General features: G+C 69.9%; 20 protein-coding genes and 1 pseudogene. 6 read left to right on the forward strand and 15 right to left on the reverse strand.

All coding sequences use genetic code 11. From position 1 onward, the window contains the following. The 12 genes and pseudogenes from ABIC28_RS24155 to mrf all read right to left on the reverse strand — a co-directional run. A pseudogene (locus ABIC28_RS24155) lies at positions 1-152 on the reverse strand (MspA family porin); the annotation flags it as partial. A 295-nt stretch (positions 153-447) separates the two neighbouring features. Next, positions 448-1,125 (reverse strand): MspA family porin, encoded by a 678-nt coding sequence (locus ABIC28_RS24160; protein ID WP_097213990.1) that lies wholly within the window; start codon positions 1,123-1,125, stop codon positions 448-450. 62 nt (positions 1,126-1,187) lie between these two features. Continuing rightward, positions 1,188-1,859 carry an MspA family porin gene (locus ABIC28_RS24165; protein WP_077042645.1) on the reverse strand — a complete coding sequence of 224 codons (672 nt, stop codon included), beginning with the start codon at positions 1,857-1,859 and terminating at the stop codon, positions 1,188-1,190. Between the two features lie 441 nt (positions 1,860-2,300). Continuing rightward, on the reverse strand, positions 2,301-2,480 hold the full coding sequence (locus tag ABIC28_RS24170; RefSeq protein ID WP_097214008.1) for a hypothetical protein: 180 nt from the start codon (positions 2,478-2,480) through the stop codon (positions 2,301-2,303). A 2-nt stretch (positions 2,481-2,482) separates the two neighbouring features. Continuing rightward, the gene (locus ABIC28_RS24175) at positions 2,483-2,980 is read right to left on the reverse strand and encodes a MogA/MoaB family molybdenum cofactor biosynthesis protein (protein WP_037176160.1); all 498 of its coding nucleotides are present in this window, start codon (positions 2,978-2,980) and stop codon (positions 2,483-2,485) included. Positions 2,981-3,090: 110 nt separating this feature from the next. Continuing rightward, a complete protein-coding gene (locus tag ABIC28_RS24180; protein WP_097213989.1) occupies positions 3,091-4,494 on the reverse strand; it encodes a S1C family serine protease in 1,404 nt (467 codons plus the stop codon). 106 nt (positions 4,495-4,600) lie between these two features. After that, the gene (locus tag ABIC28_RS24185) at positions 4,601-6,088 is read right to left on the reverse strand and encodes a sensor histidine kinase (RefSeq protein WP_097213988.1); all 1,488 of its coding nucleotides are present in this window, start codon (positions 6,086-6,088) and stop codon (positions 4,601-4,603) included. Beyond that, on the reverse strand, positions 6,088-6,774 hold the full coding sequence (locus ABIC28_RS24190; protein WP_097214007.1) for a response regulator transcription factor: 687 nt from the start codon (positions 6,772-6,774) through the stop codon (positions 6,088-6,090). Before ABIC28_RS24190 ends, ABIC28_RS24185 begins: the two co-directional genes overlap by 1 nt. A 72-nt stretch (positions 6,775-6,846) precedes the next feature. After that, on the reverse strand, positions 6,847-7,458 hold the full coding sequence (locus ABIC28_RS24195; RefSeq protein ID WP_097213987.1) for a trimeric intracellular cation channel family protein: 612 nt from the start codon (positions 7,456-7,458) through the stop codon (positions 6,847-6,849). 69 nt (positions 7,459-7,527) lie between these two features. Then, positions 7,528-7,701, reverse strand: coding sequence for a 50S ribosomal protein L32 (gene rpmF, locus ABIC28_RS24200; RefSeq protein WP_097213986.1), 174 nt, complete (start codon positions 7,699-7,701; stop codon positions 7,528-7,530). Positions 7,702-7,738: 37 nt separating this feature from the next. Then, on the reverse strand, positions 7,739-7,990 hold the full coding sequence (locus ABIC28_RS24205) for a type B 50S ribosomal protein L31 (RefSeq protein WP_097213985.1): 252 nt from the start codon (positions 7,988-7,990) through the stop codon (positions 7,739-7,741). Continuing rightward, positions 7,987-9,300 carry a ribosome hibernation factor-recruiting GTPase MRF gene (mrf, locus tag ABIC28_RS24210; protein ID WP_269588924.1) on the reverse strand — a complete coding sequence of 438 codons (1,314 nt, stop codon included), beginning with the start codon at positions 9,298-9,300 and terminating at the stop codon, positions 7,987-7,989. The genes ABIC28_RS24205 and mrf overlap by 4 nt, the downstream gene beginning before the upstream one ends. Before the next feature lie 84 nt (positions 9,301-9,384). On the opposite strand from mrf, the gene rpmB reads away from it, so the two are divergent. Genes rpmB through rpsR form a run of 4 tightly spaced genes read left to right on the forward strand, consistent with a single transcriptional unit; the run spans position 9,385 to position 10,377 of the window. Next, positions 9,385-9,621 carry a 50S ribosomal protein L28 gene (gene rpmB / locus ABIC28_RS24215; RefSeq protein WP_072751748.1) on the forward strand — a complete coding sequence of 79 codons (237 nt, stop codon included), beginning with the start codon at positions 9,385-9,387 and terminating at the stop codon, positions 9,619-9,621. Further along, positions 9,621-9,785, forward strand: coding sequence for a 50S ribosomal protein L33 (rpmG, locus tag ABIC28_RS24220; RefSeq protein ID WP_027500790.1), 165 nt, complete (start codon positions 9,621-9,623; stop codon positions 9,783-9,785). Before rpmB ends, rpmG begins: the two co-directional genes overlap by 1 nt. A 2-nt stretch (positions 9,786-9,787) precedes the next feature. Continuing rightward, positions 9,788-10,093, forward strand: a complete 306-nt coding sequence (gene rpsN / locus ABIC28_RS24225) for a 30S ribosomal protein S14 (RefSeq protein WP_097213983.1) — start codon at positions 9,788-9,790, stop codon at positions 10,091-10,093. A 20-nt stretch (positions 10,094-10,113) separates the two neighbouring features. Then, entirely contained in the window at positions 10,114-10,377 is a 264-nt protein-coding gene (rpsR, locus tag ABIC28_RS24230; RefSeq protein ID WP_027500792.1) for a 30S ribosomal protein S18, read from the forward strand. 130 nt (positions 10,378-10,507) lie between these two features. Here the strand turns inward: rpsR and ABIC28_RS24235 are convergent, their stop codons facing one another. Beyond that, positions 10,508-11,296, reverse strand: coding sequence for an RsiV family protein (locus ABIC28_RS24235; RefSeq protein WP_097213982.1), 789 nt, complete (start codon positions 11,294-11,296; stop codon positions 10,508-10,510). 122 nt (positions 11,297-11,418) lie between these two features. On the opposite strand from ABIC28_RS24235, the gene ABIC28_RS24240 reads away from it, so the two are divergent. Together ABIC28_RS24240 and ABIC28_RS24245 are read left to right on the forward strand one after the other, a co-directional pair. Then, complete coding sequence (locus tag ABIC28_RS24240; protein WP_354581231.1) at positions 11,419-12,345, forward strand: AEC family transporter; 927 nt, start codon at positions 11,419-11,421, stop codon at positions 12,343-12,345. A 57-nt stretch (positions 12,346-12,402) separates the two neighbouring features. Then, complete coding sequence (locus ABIC28_RS24245; protein ID WP_097213980.1) at positions 12,403-12,864, forward strand: hypothetical protein; 462 nt, start codon at positions 12,403-12,405, stop codon at positions 12,862-12,864. Positions 12,865-12,879: 15 nt separating this feature from the next. Here ABIC28_RS24245 and ABIC28_RS24250 read toward each other — a convergent pair whose 3' ends face one another. Together ABIC28_RS24250 and ABIC28_RS24255 are read right to left on the reverse strand one after the other, a co-directional pair. Continuing rightward, the gene (locus ABIC28_RS24250) at positions 12,880-14,892 is read right to left on the reverse strand and encodes a vWA domain-containing protein (protein ID WP_245221036.1); all 2,013 of its coding nucleotides are present in this window, start codon (positions 14,890-14,892) and stop codon (positions 12,880-12,882) included. After that, on the reverse strand, positions 14,889-16,274 hold the full coding sequence (locus ABIC28_RS24255) for a sigma 54-interacting transcriptional regulator (RefSeq protein WP_097213979.1): 1,386 nt from the start codon (positions 16,272-16,274) through the stop codon (positions 14,889-14,891). The genes ABIC28_RS24250 and ABIC28_RS24255 overlap by 4 nt, the downstream gene beginning before the upstream one ends. Positions 16,275-16,338: the final 64 nt, after the last annotated feature.

The raw sequence follows: 16,338 nt of genomic DNA on the forward strand, positions 1-16,338 counted from the left end.
GAGACCACCGCACCCGGCCCGGCCTTCTGCCCGTCCGGCAGCGGCACAAACGTGTCGGCATGCGCCGCACCGGTCGACATCAGGCCGATCGCCACGGCCGCGGCAGCACCGACGCCAGCAATACGGATGCCGCGCTTACGGATCTCGCTCATTGAATCCCCTCACAGGTCTAGCGCTCACCTCTCGCCTGACCAGGCGGTGAGCACGGTTGCCCCGCAAAGCTAAATGGTTGAACACCCCACGAATAGATCGGAAACCTCACTTTTACACATCATTAACTGAGGGGGTGACCCAGGTAACAGCAAAAAGCCGGGGACGACGGAAATGTCCGTTTCGTCCCCGGCTTCTGCCGGCCGATCACACGAGCGTGATTAGGTCTCATCCCGTTCGTGATTGGGCCTTGACTGTTTTGTGATTCATCTCACCGATGGTTCGTGGGGTCTGAGATCAGCCGAGGCTGAACGGCTGTCCCCACAGGGTGATGGTGCTGCTGACGTTCTTGGTGTTGGCGGTGACCTTCACGTAGGAGCGGGCCTGCGCGTAGCCGGCGCAGCCCTCGACGCCGAGGGTGGAGTCGGCCCAGGTGACGCTGCCGCTCTTGCCCTTGAAGCTGTTGGCGCCGGAGTGCGACTCGCCGCCGAAGTCGTCGGCCTTCTCCAGGTCGAGGAGTTTGACGTTCTTGGCCTGGCCGGGGGCGATGGACAGGTTGCCCGCGCTCTTGGCGGTCTGCTTGACGCTCTCGCCCTCCCAGTTCGAGGACATGCCGGTGTCGGCGCCGCCCTTGCCGCCGAGGGTCAGCTGGCAGGCCACCACGTAGCCGGGCTCGATCTTGCCGCCGTCGGCGTTGGCGCCGGAGAGTTCGACCTTGGTGGAGCCGGAGACCCACACGTTGCGGTGCAGCGGGGTCGATCCCATCGCCGGGGAGATGTTGGCGGACTCGCCGGTGCGGGTAACGGTGACGACGGTGCCGTCGACGAGGGTCTCGGTGATCGAGCCGTCGGGCAGCGGGACGAAGGTGTCGGCGTTTGCCGCGCCTGCGGACAGGAAGCCGAGGGCGATCGCGGCGGTGGCACCGACGGCGGCGGTCTGCAGCCCGCGGCGCAGGCCGTTCTTACTGGCGTTCATTGTTCCCCTCTGAGGGTCTGGGTTCGCGAATGCGAGAAAGTGTGTGGGCGAAGAAGGTCAGGTCAGCCGATGCTGAACGGCTGGCCGTACAGGGTGGTCTTGGAGTAGTTGTCGCCGACGATCTCGACCACCGTGTAAGAACGAGCCTGGGCGAAGCCGCCGCAGTTCTGGATCTCGAGCTGGGTGTCCTGGTACTGGACGGAGTACTTGCCGTTCTTCTTGATGTCCTTGCCCGCGACATTCACGAACTTGACCTGGCCGGCCGAGACCGGGACGGTCAGCGAACCGGAGATCGAGGGACCGGAGAGGTCGATGCCTGCGCCGATGGAGCCGCCGAGGCCGGTGATGTCGACCTGGCACCCGACGATGTAGCCGGTGCTGATCCGCGAGACGCCGTGCGTCGAGGAGTTGTTGGTGCCCTTGTCGTTGGTGGCACCGTTGAACGGCCCCACCTCGCCTTCCTTGGTGATGCCCTTGACGTCCGCCGTGACGGTGCCCGAGACCCACGCGGTGCGGCCGGCGCCATTGGCGGCCAGCGACGGGGAGATCAGGGCGCTCTCGCCGGTGCGGGAGACGACCGCTCCCGGTCCGGCCTTCTGCCCGTCGGGCAGCGGCACCAGGGTGTCGGCCTGCGCCGCACCGGTGGACATCAGGCCGATCGCCACCGCCGCAGCGGCGCCTGCGCCTGCGATGCGGGCGCCACGGCGCAGGCCGGACTTGCGGTTCTCGCTCATTCGTTCCCCTCAAAGGTTCTGCTACTTCTCAACCTCGACCGCCGAGGCTGATGAGTGGTCCATACGGCCCGGCGAAGTATTGCCAACAATGGTGACCACGAGGTGAACTCGAGGTGATCAATGCGGGGCTGAGATTCGCCGGAGATATTTCCCCCGAATTCGGGGGAAAAGCTCCCGGCAGACGCGCATTTCTGAGCTCCGCCGACCCTGTTCCTGTACTGACTCGCGGAGGAGGTTAACCACGCCTGACCAGCATGGCAACGTTTGGAGAACCGCAGAACCCGGTGAGCCGCACCACTTCGTCAAGGTTGTGTTTCGCCATTCGGCGAAACGTGCGACGGAAGGGTTGACAATTTCGCGGGGGAAGGTGTTCACCCGGCGTTTCATCGCCGTCAATGTCGCGGCTTCCTCGGCCGATTTTCGCAATCGGACAAAACGGGATCAGCCGTGGTGCGGGGGAACCTGTCGCCGCAGCCAATCGTCGGCCGACGAGGAGTCATCGGCCGAGCCCTCGGAACGTTCGTCCCGGGTGGTCTCGGGCAGGACATCGCCGAAAACGCGCGCCAGCCGGGCCCGATCGATCGGGTCCCGGCTGGGTGCGTTCTCGGCGCGGTCGGCGATGACTAATCCTCTATCCCGGAGAGCTCCCCGATCACGTGACCGGCGAGCGGGCTGAGTGTGGCCATCCCGTCGCGGATGGCCGCTCGGGACGATGCCAGGTTCACCACGAGGGTACTGCCGGAGACCCCGACGAGTCCCCTGGACAGCCCGGCGTCGAGCGCTCCCGCCGCCAGGCCCGACGAGCGCAGCGCCTCGCTGATGCCCGGGATCTCACGGTCGAGCACCGCCGCGGTGGCGTCCGGGGTGACGTCGCGGGGCGAGACCCCGGTTCCGCCAACGGAGATGACCAGATCCACACCACCGATCACCGCGGTGTTGAGTGCGTTGCGGATCTCCACCTCGTCCGCCGACACCGCGACGGTCGCGTCGACGAGGAAGCCCGCCTCTCCGAGCAGTTCCGTGACCAGCGGTCCGATCGCGTCGACCTCTGCACCGTGGGCAGCGCGGTCGTCGACGATCACGACGAGGGCCCGCCCGGCAAGTGTGGCTTCGATGTCCATGACTCCTACGGTAGTGCCCGGCACCACGGCCGGCCCCGACCGCCCGTGAATCCGCCGGACCGCGACGGACGAACGGCCGTGCCTGTCGGCACGGCCGTTCGTCGGGTACATCAGCGACCGCCCTGCGTCGGCGCGGTGCCGAGGGTGACCTCGACGGTCTTTTCGCCGAGTCCCTTGGCGTCGGTGTAGGTGATCTTCACCTTGTCCCCCGGCGCGTGCGAGCGGACCGCCGCGATCAGGGCGTCACCGCTGTCGATGACTCGATCGTCGACCCGGGTGATCACCGCGCCCCCTGGGATCCCGGCCTGCTCGGCGGGACCACCGGGCGAGACGTCCTTGACGCCTGCCCCGTGCGAATCATCCTTGGAGGGAACCGTGACGCCGATGATCGCCTGCGAGGCCTTGCCGGTCTTGCTCAGCTCGTCGGCGATGCGCCGGGCCTGGTCGACCGGGATCGCGAATCCGAGGCCGATCGAGCCGCCCTGCTGGCCGCCCGCCTGGGCGCCGCCGAGGGTGGCGATCGCCGTGTTGATGCCGATCAGCTTGCCCTCCATGTCGACGAGCGCCCCACCGGAGTTGCCGGGGTTGATCGCCGCGTCGGTCTGGATGGCGTCGATGACCGTGCTCTGGTTCGCGGCCTCCCCGCTGGTGGACACCGGCCGGTTCAGCGAGGAGATGATGCCGCTGGTGACGGTGCCGGCCAAACCGAGCGGCGAGCCGATCGCCACGACGCCCTGACCGACCTGGAGGTCGGCGGAGTTGCCCAGCTCGATCGGGGTCAGGTCGTTCTTGCCGTCGACCTTGATCACCGCGAGGTCCGACATCGGGTCCGTGCCGACCAGCTTGGCGGAGGCGGTGGATCCATCGGAGAACGCGACCATGATCTTGCCGTCCGGCCCTGCGCCCGCCGCGACGTGATTGTTGGTCAGGATCAGCCCGTCCGAGGACAGGATGACGCCCGAGCCCTCGCCCTCGGCCTGCCTGCCCGCGACCTGGATCTGCACCACGCTCGGCAGCACCTTCTGCGCCACCGCCTGCACGGAGCCCGCGGGCGCGTTCGCCGCCGGCTTGGCGTTGGCCTGCGGGGCGTTCAGCGAGTTCGTGACCGGCCCGGAGCTGTCGCCCGCGGCCCAGGCGCCCGCGAGGCCGCCGATACCGCCGCTGACCAGGGCCAGCGCGATCGCACCGGTGGCGAGGGCGACGCGGGAGGGCCGGGGCTTGGTGGTCGTGGACGCACCGAGAGCGGTGGCCGCGTCCGCGGTCGGGGCGGTGGCGCCTGCCCCCGCGGTCGGGTACTGCTCGGTCGGCCGGTAGGCGCCATACGGCGCCTGCGCGTACCCCTGCTGCTGATAGGGCTGCTGGTACTGCGGGTACGCCGCGGTCGGCTCGGCCGACGCCTGCTCGTGGCCCGCCTGCGGCATTCCGACGGTCGGCGGGGTCGACTGGTGGCTGGGCTGCGCCGGCTCATGGCCCGGCTGCGGCTGGTTCGGCTGACTGCTGCGGTCGTCGGTCATCGCGTTTGGTATCCGTTTCTCCCCTGCGCGCCCTCGGCGCACTGTGTTCGATCTCGTTACTCACGACTCTGCACGAGCGGTCTGAGAGGGCGCTGAGATCAGGCTGTCAGTTTGCCGAGACCCTTCCTGTCGCCTGTCCGCCCGGCACGAACTCGGACTCTCCCGGCAGCACGATCGTGATGAGCGCGCCCCCGAGCTCGGACGGGCCCGCCTCGACGGTGCCGCCGTGCTTGACCACGACCTGCCGGACGATGGCCAGCCCCAGCCCGGATCCGGGCATCGACCGGGCGGCGGTCGACCGGTGGAACCGCTCGAACACCAGCTGTCGGTCCTCCTCCGGGATGCCGGGGCCCGCGTCGGCGACGGTCAACGCGAGGTGGCCGCCGTCGAGCTGCTGCATCCGGACCTGGACTGCCTGGCCGGGCGGACTCCACTTGGCCGCGTTGTCGAGCACGTTCAGCACCGCCCTCGCGAGGCCTGCACCGTCGCCGTAGACGAACCACGGCGTCGTGTGTGCCTCGAAGTCGACCTCGTTGCGCCGCCTACGGACCCGTTCGAGCGAGCGTTCCACGGTGTCGCTGAGATCGATCCGCTCGTGCACGGTCTCGGGCGCATCCTCCCGGGCCAGATCGACGAGATCGCCCACCAGGGTGGAGAGCTCCTCGATCTGCGCGACCACGTCCTCGCGCAGTTCCGCCATGTCCTCGTCCGGAATCTGCGGCGCCCCAGGGCGTCCCGCCGCGATGAGCAATTCCATGTTGGTGCGGAGCGAGGTCAGAGGTGTACGCAGTTCGTGGCCCGCGTCCGCGACCAGCCGGCTCTGCCGGTCTCGCGACTCGGCGAGCGCCCGCAGCATCGTGTTGAACGACACGGTCAGCCGCGCCAACTCGTCGTTGCCGGTGACCGGGATCGGGGTGAGGTCGTCGGTTTTGGCGACCCGCTCGGCGGCCGCGGTGAGACGCGCGATCGGTCGTAATCCTGTTCGTCCCACTGCCATCCCGGCCAGGGCGGCGAGTCCGACTCCGCAACCGCCGACGGTGAACAGCACCCACGCGAGCCGATCGAGCACCTCCCCCGTCGTGGCCAGGCGTTGCGCGATCACCAGGGTGCTGCCGAGATTCGTCCGCTGGGTGAGCACGCGCTGGCCGTCGACGGTGCGCAGCGAGCTGTCGTGTTCGCCCTTGGCCACCGACATCTCGGCGTTCCCGATCGGCGCGTTGGAGCCGGGCGGCATGTACACGTTCTGGTCCGGGAAGATCAGCGCGACGCTGATGTCGTCCGAGTAGAAGGTGGCCAGCGAGATGTACCGGAAGTCCATCGCGTCGAGGTTGTTGTCGATGAGGGTGGCCGAGCGGGTACGCAGCTGCGAGTCGACCTCGGCGTAGAGCGCACGGGAGACCACCGCGTACGCGGCGATGGCCATGACCGCGACCGCGATCGCCACCACCGAGGCCGCGAGCAGGGTGACGCGCCAGCGCAGCGACACCGACCGCGTCAGCGGCATCGGTGGCCGCATCTCGGGCATCGGTGCCTGCTCGCCGTTGACGCCGGTGCCGTTCGTGGCCGTGCCGTTCCGACCGAAGGGGGCAACCATCACGGGGGCGTCTCCCGGAGCACGTAGCCCACACCGCGCACGGTGTGGATGAGGCGGGATTCCCCCTCCGCCTCGGTCTTTCGCCGCAGATAACCCACATACACCTCCAGTGCGTTGCCCGAGGTCGGGAAGTCGTAGCCCCATACCTCCTCGAGGATGCGGCTGCGGGTGAGCACCCGGCGCGGGTTCGCCATCAACATCTCGAGCAGTGAGAACTCGGTGCGAGTGAGGCTGATCGAGCGGCCCGCCCTGGTGACCTCGCGGGTGACCGGGTCGAGGGTGAGGTCCTCGAAGGTCATCGCCTCCGATTCGGCCCCCACGTCGGGCGTGGCACGGCGCAGCAGCGCGCGCAGCCGGGCGAGCAACTCCTCGAGCGCGAATGGCTTGGGCAGGTAGTCGTCTGCACCCGCGTCGAGGCCCGCGACGCGCTCCGACACCGAGTCCCGCGCCGTCAGAACGAGGATCGGCAGGTCGTCACCCGTGCTGCGCAGCCGCCGGCACACCTCGAGCCCGTCGAGGCGCGGCATCATCACGTCCAGCACCAGCGCGTCGGGTCGCGCCGCCGCGACCTTCTCGAGCGCGTCGACGCCGTCGACGGCGAGGTCGACGGTGTAGCTGTTGAAGGTCAGGGATCGGCGGAGGGATTCCCGCACGGCACGGTCGTCGTCGACCACCAGGATGCGCATGGTCACAGTTTGACCCCACGAACTGAGATCACGCTGAGAGGGGTCTGAGCGGCGGCGGTCAATTGTGACCCCTCAGCTCTCGGACACCCGGGGGCCGGGCAGGTTCCAGTGCCGCCACAGCGCAAGCAGTCGTACCGTCGAGGCCGACACCGTGCCCACCACGAGCCCGAGGTTCGGCGTGAGCCCGAACTCCAGGCACGCCACCGTGACGGTGGACCCGATCAGCGCGGGCACCGCGTACAGATCGCGGTGCAGCAGCAGCGGCATCTCGTTGACGAGCATGTCGCGCAGCACGCCGCCGCCGATCGCGGTGGTCGCCCCGATCAGGCACGCGGCCTGATTGCTGGCGCCCACGGCGAGCGCGATGACCGCGCCGCTGCTGGCGAACAGCCCCATGCCGATGGCGTCGAGCACCAGGATCTCGCGGCGCAGTTTCGAGACCGCCGGGTGCAGGAAGAACACGATCACGGACGTGACCAACGCGGTGGTGAAGTTCGGCCAGGTGTTCAGCGCGGTCGGCGGGTGGATGCCGAGGAGCACGTCGCGGATGACACCGCCGCCGATGGCGGTGAACACCCCGAGCAGACAGACCCCGAAGATGTCGAGGCGCTTGCTGACACCGACGAGGGCGCCGGAGGCGGCGAACGCCACGACGCCGATCAACTCCAGCACCTTGAGCAGCACCGGTCCAGGGTGCCACGGCGGCGGGCGGTCAGCCGTCAGCCGGTCCGGGACCGGCCGACGGCCATCGGGTCAGCGCGCGCCGGGTTCGTAGACTCCGAGCCGCACCGCACGGACCAGTCGCCGCGGCACCCGGTGGGACACCCCACCGACGGTCACCTCGACCAGGTCCGGTGCGGTGGCCTTCCACTGGGCTCGGCGGTTGCGGGTGTTCGAGCGCGACATGCGTCGCTTCGGGACTGCCATTTCCTGTTCGCTCCTTCTGTTGTGTCAGGTGAGGCCGTCAGCGAGCGCGCTTGCCGTATCGGCGCTCGAACTTCTCGACGCGGCCCGCGGTGTCCATCAGCCGGGCGGCTCCGGTCCAGAACGGGTGCGACTCGTTGGTCACGTCGACCACGACGAGGGGGTAGCGGTTGCCGTCCTCCCAGTCGATGCTGCGGTCGCTGACGACGGTGGACCTGGTCAGGAAGGTCGACCCCGTGGCCGAGTCCTGGAAGACCACCGGGTGGTAGTCGGGGTGGATGCCGTTCTTCATGCGCGATCCTCTCTGTTGGTCTCGCCGGGTAGCGAGTCGATTGCCTGCTGTCCTGGCCCGCCGTCGGTGTCCCCGTCCCCGCAGGGGTCCTCGTGCCATTCCCCGAACGGGTCCGGCCAGTTCCCCCAGTCGGACTCGTGCCGCAGTTCCTCGTCGGTGACAAGGGCCCACCGCAGGGTCCGGTCGATGTGGTCCGGGTCCGCGGCGTGCACGAGCACGATCAGCGAGGTGTCGCGGTCGCCGAACCGCTCGTCCCAGCGCAGCGCCGCCATGGCCCGGCGTGCGGTCGACACCGACTCCTGCTCCTCCGCGGTCATCGCCGCGAGCCAGCGTCCGGCGGCGGCGACCCGCAGCCCGCCGCCCGCGGATTCGAGCCAGCACACGTGCTCGGGCTGGGTGGCCAACCACAGTCGGCCGCGCGCGGTGACCACGCCGTCCAGCAGCACGTCGACGGCCTCGTGCAGGCGCTCCGGATGGAAGGGACGATCGGCGGTGAACTCGATGATCGAGACGCCACAGTCCTCGTCGAGCGGCGGTTGCCCACGCAGCAGGGCCGAGTGTGCATCGCCGACCTCGCCTCGCCTGGCGCCCGCGGGAATCCGCGCTAGCAGCCGCTCGGCCTCGACCGCGCCGCCCTCGGCCACCCAGTCGATCGGCGCCGACGGCGCCAGCCGGGTCAGCACCGCGTGCAGCTTCGCCTGCGCCCAGCCGTCGGCCGCGCGACCGGAGACCACGAGGGCGTCGGCGTAGTCGACCTGCCCGACGACCAGCTGCGCGACCGTGCGCTCGTCGTCGCCGCCCGCCGTCAGTCCCCGATCGTCCAACCCGTCGTCGCCGGTCGCGTCGTCGAGCCAGGTCGCGGCGTCGATGCAGGTGACGACGGCCTCGACCCGCACGTCGCGCGATGCCGGACCGTCGATCTGCCCGACCACTCCCGCGACCGCGACGTGCTCGATCGCCCAGCACAGCGCCTCGGGTTCGAGCGCCCGGTCCAGGTGCAGCACGATCCGCCGGACCGAGCTGCGCGCGTGCAGGCGGCGCAGCAGGGGCAGCAGGTCCTCGCGGAGCGTGCAGGAGACGCAGCCGTGGGCGAGCTCGAGGATGTGGGTCCGCACGATGCCGTCGGTCCCGGTGACCGTGCGGCGCAGGACGCCCTCCCCCAGGTGACCGAGATCGTGATGCACCAGCACGGTTCCGTCGCCGAGTAGGGCCCGCGCGGTGGCGTCGACGGCGTCCGTCCACCCCGACACCAGAACCAGCGGCGTCCGCGGATCACTCACCTCAACACCTCTTTCGATAACGATTGTCATTAGCCGATGGCAACGCTACAGTGAACTCACGCTGTTGTCGAAAATGATTGTCATCTCTATGCGAGAGGGCTCAGGAGGAACACCATGTCGGCGCACTGCCAGGTGACCGGACGCAAACCGGGATTCGGTAAATCCGTGTCCCACTCCCACACGCGGACCAACCGCCGGTGGGACCCGAACATCCAGAAGAAGACCTACTACCTGGCCGGCGAGGGCCGACGCATCACGCTCACCGTGTCCGCGAAGGGCATCAAGACCATCGACCGGGACGGCATCGAGGCCGTCGTTGCCCGGATCCGCGCACGGGGAGAAAAGGTCTGATGGCGCGCAACGAGATCCGTCCGATCGTGAAGCTCAAGTCCACCGCCGGCACCGGGTACACCTACGTCACCCGCAAGAACCGCCGCAACGACCCGGACCGGATGGTGCTCCGCAAGTACGACCCGGTGGTCCGCAGGCACGTCGATTTCAGGGAAGAGCGCTAGGCATGGCCAAGAAGTCCAAGATCGCCAAGAACGAGCAGCGCAAGCTCGTGGTCGCCCGGTTCGCCGAGCGCCGGGCCGAACTGAAGGAGATCATCCGGCGGCCGTCGAGCAGCGACGAGGAGCGTGGGAGCGCCCGCACCGCCCTGCAGCGTCTGCCGCGCGATGCGAGTCCGGTACGATTGCGAAATCGTGACGCTGCGGACGGACGTCCGCGAGGTCACCTACGGAAATTCGGCCTGTCTCGTGTGCGTGTGCGCGAGATGGCCCATCGTGGGGAACTGCCAGGCGTCCGCAAGTCCAGCTGGTAATTCGAGCCGTAAGGGAAGCAATGGCAGTCAAGAGAGCCCCGTCCAAGAAGCCGCGCGGCGCTGACGCGGGCCGCAAGCCCAAGAAGAACCCGCTTTTCGCGGCGAAGATCACGCACGTCGACTACAAGGACGTGAACCTGCTCCGCACGTTCATCTCCGACCGCGGCAAGATCCGTAGCCGTCGCGTCACGGGCCTGACCCCGCAGCAGCAGCGTCAGGTTGCCGTCGCGGTGAAGAACGCCCGCGAGATGGCCCTGCTGCCGTTCACCAGCACCAGCCGGTAGTCAGCGCAGAAGCCGAGGCCGCGCAGTCCGCAAGGACTGCGCGGCCTTCTGCGTTCCCGGGCGCCTCGCCGAGTGTGCAGCTACCCACGCGCCCTCTCGCCATTTGCCCCGACAACTGCACACTCGACCGTCAGCTGCGGACCACGTCGAGCAGCGCGGGGTCGACGACATCGGCCAGGCGGTCCCACGGCACCGTGATCACCACCAGCCCGATCGCGTGCGGACCCACCTGGTAGTCCGAGAAGTGGACCTCCATCCCGGCGGGCGTCGGCAGCCAGTTCGCGAAGTTGAGCTCGGTTGGCGCGATCCCCTCGCGCTCGAATTCCTCACCGGCCGCGGTGGCGGGCAGCAACCGAGCGGACTCCTCGGAGAGCCGGTTCAGCCCGGCCTGCAGGTCGGGAAACAACGCCGCCAGCGTGATCGGCTGAGCATCGTCGACGCCCACCACCACCGTGGCGACCAGCGGGGTGGGGTGCGCCCCGGGCGGGTTGGCATTCCACGAGGTCACCAGCAGGCCGCTGACCACCCGACCCCCGATCCGGGCGAACGCCTCCCGGCCCTCCAACGTGAACCGTTCATCGCCGGGGCCGTCGATCTGGTCCTGCAAGGCCGCCGCGACGGACTCGTTGAACTCGGCGGCCACCGCGGGATTGCCGCCCTCGATCCGCGGGAGCGTGACGTCGTAACGAACGCGCCCGGTGTCGCCGGTCGACCGGCTGGTGGTCGCGATGTACGGCCCGGAGGCCTGCGGACCGTCGGCCGTGGAGGGCGTCACCTCCGACGTCACCGCCGGCGCGGACGACTGCACCGCTGACGGCTCGGGCACCGCGGTCCCACCGCCGCCCGAGGAACAGGCCGCAAGGCCGGCGACGAGCACGAGCGCCACGGCTCCTCGGCGCAGGATGCGGGACGCTCGCATGGGTGCACTCCTCTCGACGGGTGGATCCATGATGCGCCCAGCGCCGGTCCCACGAGGCGCACCGGAGTTCTCCGCGTGGCGGACGACTAGACTCTTGCGGGTTCTATGAGGAGGTCCGCGGGGTGTCAGGTGTGTTCGCGGGCTTCACGGTCATCTTCGTCGTCATCGCCATCGGCTACATCCTCGGCCGGACCCGGGTGCTCGGCGAGCACGGCGAATTCGTGCTCGGGCGGTTGGTGTTCTTCGTCGCCACCCCGGCGCTGCTCTTCGACACCCTCGCCACCGCCGACCTGGCGACGGTCTTCTCCCCCACCCTCGCGGTCGCCGCGGCCACGGCCTTCGCGGTCGGCGGCGTGTACCTGGCGATCGCGCTCGGCTGGCTGCGCAGGCCCCTGCCCGAATCCACGATCGGGGCGCTGGCCGCCTCCTACGTGAACTCCGCCAACCTGGGCATCCCGATCTCGGTGTTCGTGCTCGGCGACGCATCGTTCGTGGCACCGCTGCTGCTGTTCCAGATCGTGGTGTACTCCCCGATCGCGCTGACCGCGCTCGACCTGGCGACCACCCGCAAGGGCACCTCGATCCGCGACACCCTCATCACCCCGTTCCTCAACCCCATCGTGGTCGCCGGAATCGCCGGACTCGTGGTTGCCATCGCCGGCTGGACGCTGCCGGAATCGCTGATCCAGCCGTTCCGGCTCATCGGCGGCGCCTCCGTGCCCGGGGCGCTGCTGGCCTTCGGGTTGTCGCTGTACGGGGTCCGCGTGCTGCAACGCGGCGTCAGTCCCCGCCGCGAGATCGCGCTCGCCTCGGTGTTCAAGATCCTAGTCCAGCCGGTGTTGGCCTACCTGATGGCCCGGTTCCTGCTCGGCCTCGACGGCCACGACCTGTTCGCAGTTGTGGTCGTCTCCGCGCTGCCGACCGCGCAGAACGTGTTCGTCTACGCCAGCCGCTACCAGCGCGGCACGGTGCTCGCCCGCGACACCGCCCTGGTCACCACCCTGGCCTCTATCCCCGCCATCGCGCTCGTCGCCTGGGCGCTGGCCTGACCCGCCGACACTCGCGGGGACGGCCGCCCAGCGCGCTCGGCGCGTTACGGTGAGCTCATGCGCACCCTCGTCGTCGCGGCCCTGCTGAGCCTGGCCCTGGCCGGTTGCGCCTCCTCGGACCCGGAAACCGCCCCGAGCTCACCCGCGGTGACCACGCAGGCACCGATCGTCGAGGGGACGAGCCCGGCGCCGGCGCCGGTGAACGACCCCGACGCCGAGCCCGGCATGATGTTCACGGCCGACCCGACCATCGTCGATGCGCACCCCACCCCCTTCGAGTCCTACACCGTGGTGGGCGAGGCAGGCGACCGCGTGGCCGTGCACTTCACCGCCGGGGCCCCCGAGTGCTACGGCGCCGATGCCACCGTCACCGAGTCCGCCGCCGGCGTCACCATCGCGTTGCGCACCGGCACCAGGGCGGACGCGGTGGACCGGGTCTGCGTCATGATCGCGGTGCAGGCCACCCTCGAGGTGCAGCTCGCCGCGCCTCTCGGCAACCGACAGGTGATCAGCGGCTAGCGCCAACCGACCCGTTCAGCGCCGACGCAGGCGCATGTAGTCGCTGACCACCGCCGCACCGAGCCCGTCCAGGTCCGGGGCCACCACCCGGCCGCCGACCCGCTGCGCCATCTTGTCGACCACCCTGGCCAGTCCCGAATCGTCGCCGAGCCGGAATATCGTCACCGCAGCGCCGAGCCGCGCGAGGTTGTCGAACTCACGGACGGTGAGCCCCAACGTCTTCGGGTGCGGCGGATAGTCGAAGAAGGCGTGCCCGTCCGGTTCGAGGTGTGCCGTCGGTTCCCCATCCGTGACGATGAGGACGACCGGTTGCGCGTTCGGATTGCGCCGTAGGTGCCTGCCCGCGAGCAACAACGCGTGGTGGAGGTTGGTGCCCTGGTCCCAGGCGCCGTCGAGCCCCGCCAGCTCGGCCGGGGTGAGCTGCTGCGCCAGTCGGCCGAACGCGATCAGCTGGAGGTCGTCGCCGCGAAAGCGCGTGGTGATCAGGTGGTTCAACGCCAGGGCCGTGCGCTTCATCGGCACCCACCTGCCGTCCATCACCATCGAGAACGAGGTGTCGACGAGCAGCGCGACCGCGGCGTGCACGCGCTGCTCGGTCTCGGCGATCTCGACGTCCGAGACCTGCAGCTGAATCCGATCCGAAGTCAGCGGATTCCCCTGCTGCGCCGCACGGAGCACCGCGTTCGTCACCGTCCGCGTCACGTCCCACGGCTCGGTGTCGCCGAACTCCCAGCCCCGGCTGGCCCCCGTCGGCTCCCCCGTCGCGCCTGCCCGCTGGGTGTCGCGCTCGCCGCTCCGACCCGAGAGTCGCTGCGCCACATCCCGAAACGCCGACTGCCCGAGCTCGCGCATGGCCTTCGGCGAGAGCCGCCACTGGCCGTCCGCCCCGCGGGCGAGGAAGCCCTGCCGCTGCAGCGCCTGCTCCAGCTCGGCCAGCGTGCGGGCGTCGGCCGCCGCGCCGTCACCGAGCTGTCGGGCCAGGGCCTCCGGGTCGATGTCGTCGAGCTGCGCGCCCGCGTATTGCTGGGAGAGCTGCTCGGCGAGCTGCTCCAGCTCCGCAATGTCCGCCAGGGCCCCCGTCCCCTCCCCCAGTCCCATCCCGTCGTCACCGCGGAAGCGCTGGGTGCCGTCCCAGTCCTCGCCGGGACGAGCCGACCGCAGGTTCGCGTCCAGGCGGTCCAGCTGATCGATCAGGCTGGGGCTGCCGAACGCCTGCTGCGCCAACGCGTCCAGCTCGGCACGCTGCTCGGTGGTGAGCGAGTTGCGCAGCCGCTGAGCAGCCGCGGCCCGTCGCGCCAGCGAATCGAGCAGCTCCTCGGTGTTGCGCGGGTTCTCCGGGAAGTAGTCGCCGTGCTCCGCCATGAACTCGTCGAAGTCGGACTGGGTGTCCTCGCCGCGAGAGTGCTTGTCCAGCAGGTCGTTCAGGTCGCGGAGCATCGCGTCGATGCGGTCACGATCCTCGTCGGTCGCGCCGGCGAGGGCCTCCTTCATCCCCGCGAACCGCTGATCGAGCAACTCCCGCCCGAGCAGCTCGCGGATCTTCTCGTAGTCCTCGCGGGCCGACGCGTCGCGCCAGCGGTACTCCGACAGGTCCCGGACGGCCTGGGCCGTCGACGAGGGCAGCTCGTCGAGCTGCAGTTCGGAGAACCGGGCGTCGTCGTCCAGCGCGCGCGCCAGCTCCTTGCGCTCGGCCAGCAGCGCACGCTCCAACAGCTCGCGGACCTCGTCGAGGGTGCCACCGAGATGATTGCGCTCCAACAGCTCTCGCCTGCGCCGATTCGCCCGCGCCGCGAGGTCGTCGAGCCCGCGGGTGTCCGCGGTGCCGCGTCGCATCAGCTCCCGCAGCGCCCGTCGGGGAGACGCGCCCTCGAGCACGTCGTTGCCGATCGCCTCCAGCGCCTCCCGGAGATCCACCGGCGGGAGCAGCGGATCCGGTCCACCCTGGTACGGCCCGTACCGCGCCCGGTGCGGATCACCCCGGCCCCCTGACCGGGGACGCCGGGAACCGGGCCGCGGCGGCTCGGTCATCCGCTGTACACCAGCTGTCCGTCTTCGTCGGGGAACTTCGCGATGCGGCGGGCCAGGTACAGCCCCTCCAACGCCAGCTCCACCGCGGACGCCCGCGCCCCCGTGCTCTCGGCACCGAAGCGCTCGGCCACCTCGTCCAGCACATCGATCTCGGGCAGCTCGCCGAGCAGGTCCTTCGCGGTAACGCGGTCGCCGGTGACCACCGGTCCGCCCGCCTCGACCGCCGCCACCAGGGGCGCCAGGTCCACGCCACCGAGCCGCTCGCGCACCGTGTCCGCGGTCGCCCGGCGCAGCAGGTGCTCGAGCACGTCCAACTCGCGGCCCTCCTCGCCGGACTCGAACTCCACCTTGCCGCGCAGCACCTCGATCACCGTGCCCAGATCGACCGGCCGCGCCACCGGATCTGACTCACCGAGCACCGCCCCGCGGTGCACCGCGGCCGCGCTGACGGTCTCGGCGCCTGCCACCGCGAATCGGGCGGACACCCCCGAACGCTGGTCCACGGAGGAGGACTCGCGCAGCAGCCGGGTGAACCGGGCCAGGATCTCCAGGAGGTGGTCGGGCACCTCGGCGCGCAGGTGCGCCTCCTGCTCGATGACCGCGATCTCGTCCTCGAGCGCGGCCGGGTAGTGGGTGCGGATCTCGGCGCCGAAGCGGTCCTTCAGCGGGGTGATGATGCGGCCGCGGTTCGTGTAGTCCTCCGGGTTCGCGCTGGCCACCAGGACCACGTCCAGCGGCAGCCGCAGGGTGTATCCGCGCACCTGGATGTCGCGCTCCTCCATCACGTTCAGCAGCGAGACCTGGATCCGTTCGGCCAGGTCGGGCAGCTCGTTGATGCCGACGATGCCGCGATGCGCGCGCGGGACCAACCCGAAGTGGATGGTCTCCGGGTCGCCAAGGCTGCGGCCCTCGGCGACCTTCACCGGATCCACGTCGCCGACCAGGTCCGCCACCGAGGTGTCCGGGGTCGCGAGCTTCTCCGAGTAGCGCTCGTCGCGGTGCCGCCAGGCCACCGGCAGCTCGTCCCCCATGGCGGCCGCGCGGCGGATCGAGGCGGGCGTGATCGGCTCGTACGGGTGCTCGCCCAGCTCCGAGCCCTCGATCACCGGGGTCCACTCGTCGAGCAGCAGCGGCAGGGTCCGCAGCAGCCGGGTCTTGCCCTGGCCACGCTCGCCGAGCAGCACGACGTCGTGGCCGGCGATCAGGGCCCGCTCGAGCTGCGGCAGCACCGTGTCGCCGAAACCGACGATCCCCGGCCACGGCTCGCGGCCGTCGCGCAGCGCCGCGAGCAGGTTCTCTCGCATCTCGTCCCGGACCGGTCGCAGCACGTGTCCGGACGCGCGAAGTTCGCCGACCGTGCGCGGAAAACCATCGGGGGCCATGGCAGTCACCACTTCACGCTACGAGCGTTCGGCGAATTCGGCACGCGTGTGGCCAAATCGGCAT

Origin of the sequence: Rhodococcus sp. PvR044 (genome assembly GCF_040548995.1) — a bacterium.
Taxonomy (GTDB): domain Bacteria; phylum Actinomycetota; class Actinomycetes; order Mycobacteriales; family Mycobacteriaceae; genus Rhodococcus_G; species Rhodococcus_G oryzae.

Bases quoted from the DNA above. Each gene is read 5' to 3' on its own strand.
- rpmG (WP_027500790.1), top strand. From the start codon at position 9,621: ATGGCGCGCAACGAGATCCGTCCGATCGTGAAGCTCAAGTCCACCGCC.
- ABIC28_RS24190 (WP_097214007.1), bottom strand. From the start codon at position 6,774: ATGCGCATCCTGGTGGTCGACGACGACCGTGCCGTGCGGGAATCCCTC.
- ABIC28_RS24235 (WP_097213982.1), bottom strand. From the start codon at position 11,296: ATGCGAGCGTCCCGCATCCTGCGCCGAGGAGCCGTGGCGCTCGTGCTC.
- ABIC28_RS24245 (WP_097213980.1), top strand. From the start codon at position 12,403: ATGCGCACCCTCGTCGTCGCGGCCCTGCTGAGCCTGGCCCTGGCCGGT.
- mrf (WP_269588924.1), bottom strand. From the start codon at position 9,300: ATGACAATCGTTATCGAAAGAGGTGTTGAGGTGAGTGATCCGCGGACG.
- ABIC28_RS24160 (WP_097213990.1), bottom strand. From the start codon at position 1,125: ATGAACGCCAGTAAGAACGGCCTGCGCCGCGGGCTGCAGACCGCCGCC.
- ABIC28_RS24205 (WP_097213985.1), bottom strand. From the start codon at position 7,990: ATGAAGAACGGCATCCACCCCGACTACCACCCGGTGGTCTTCCAGGAC.
- rpmB (WP_072751748.1), top strand. From the start codon at position 9,385: ATGTCGGCGCACTGCCAGGTGACCGGACGCAAACCGGGATTCGGTAAA.
- ABIC28_RS24165 (WP_077042645.1), bottom strand. From the start codon at position 1,859: ATGAGCGAGAACCGCAAGTCCGGCCTGCGCCGTGGCGCCCGCATCGCA.
- rpsR (WP_027500792.1), top strand. From the start codon at position 10,114: ATGGCAGTCAAGAGAGCCCCGTCCAAGAAGCCGCGCGGCGCTGACGCG.
- ABIC28_RS24175 (WP_037176160.1), bottom strand. From the start codon at position 2,980: ATGGACATCGAAGCCACACTTGCCGGGCGGGCCCTCGTCGTGATCGTC.
- rpmF (WP_097213986.1), bottom strand. From the start codon at position 7,701: ATGGCAGTCCCGAAGCGACGCATGTCGCGCTCGAACACCCGCAACCGC.
- ABIC28_RS24255 (WP_097213979.1), bottom strand. From the start codon at position 16,274: ATGGCCCCCGATGGTTTTCCGCGCACGGTCGGCGAACTTCGCGCGTCC.
- rpsN (WP_097213983.1), top strand. From the start codon at position 9,788: ATGGCCAAGAAGTCCAAGATCGCCAAGAACGAGCAGCGCAAGCTCGTG.
- ABIC28_RS24185 (WP_097213988.1), bottom strand. From the start codon at position 6,088: ATGGTTGCCCCCTTCGGTCGGAACGGCACGGCCACGAACGGCACCGGC.
- ABIC28_RS24180 (WP_097213989.1), bottom strand. From the start codon at position 4,494: ATGACCGACGACCGCAGCAGTCAGCCGAACCAGCCGCAGCCGGGCCAT.
- ABIC28_RS24250 (WP_245221036.1), bottom strand. From the start codon at position 14,892: ATGACCGAGCCGCCGCGGCCCGGTTCCCGGCGTCCCCGGTCAGGGGGC.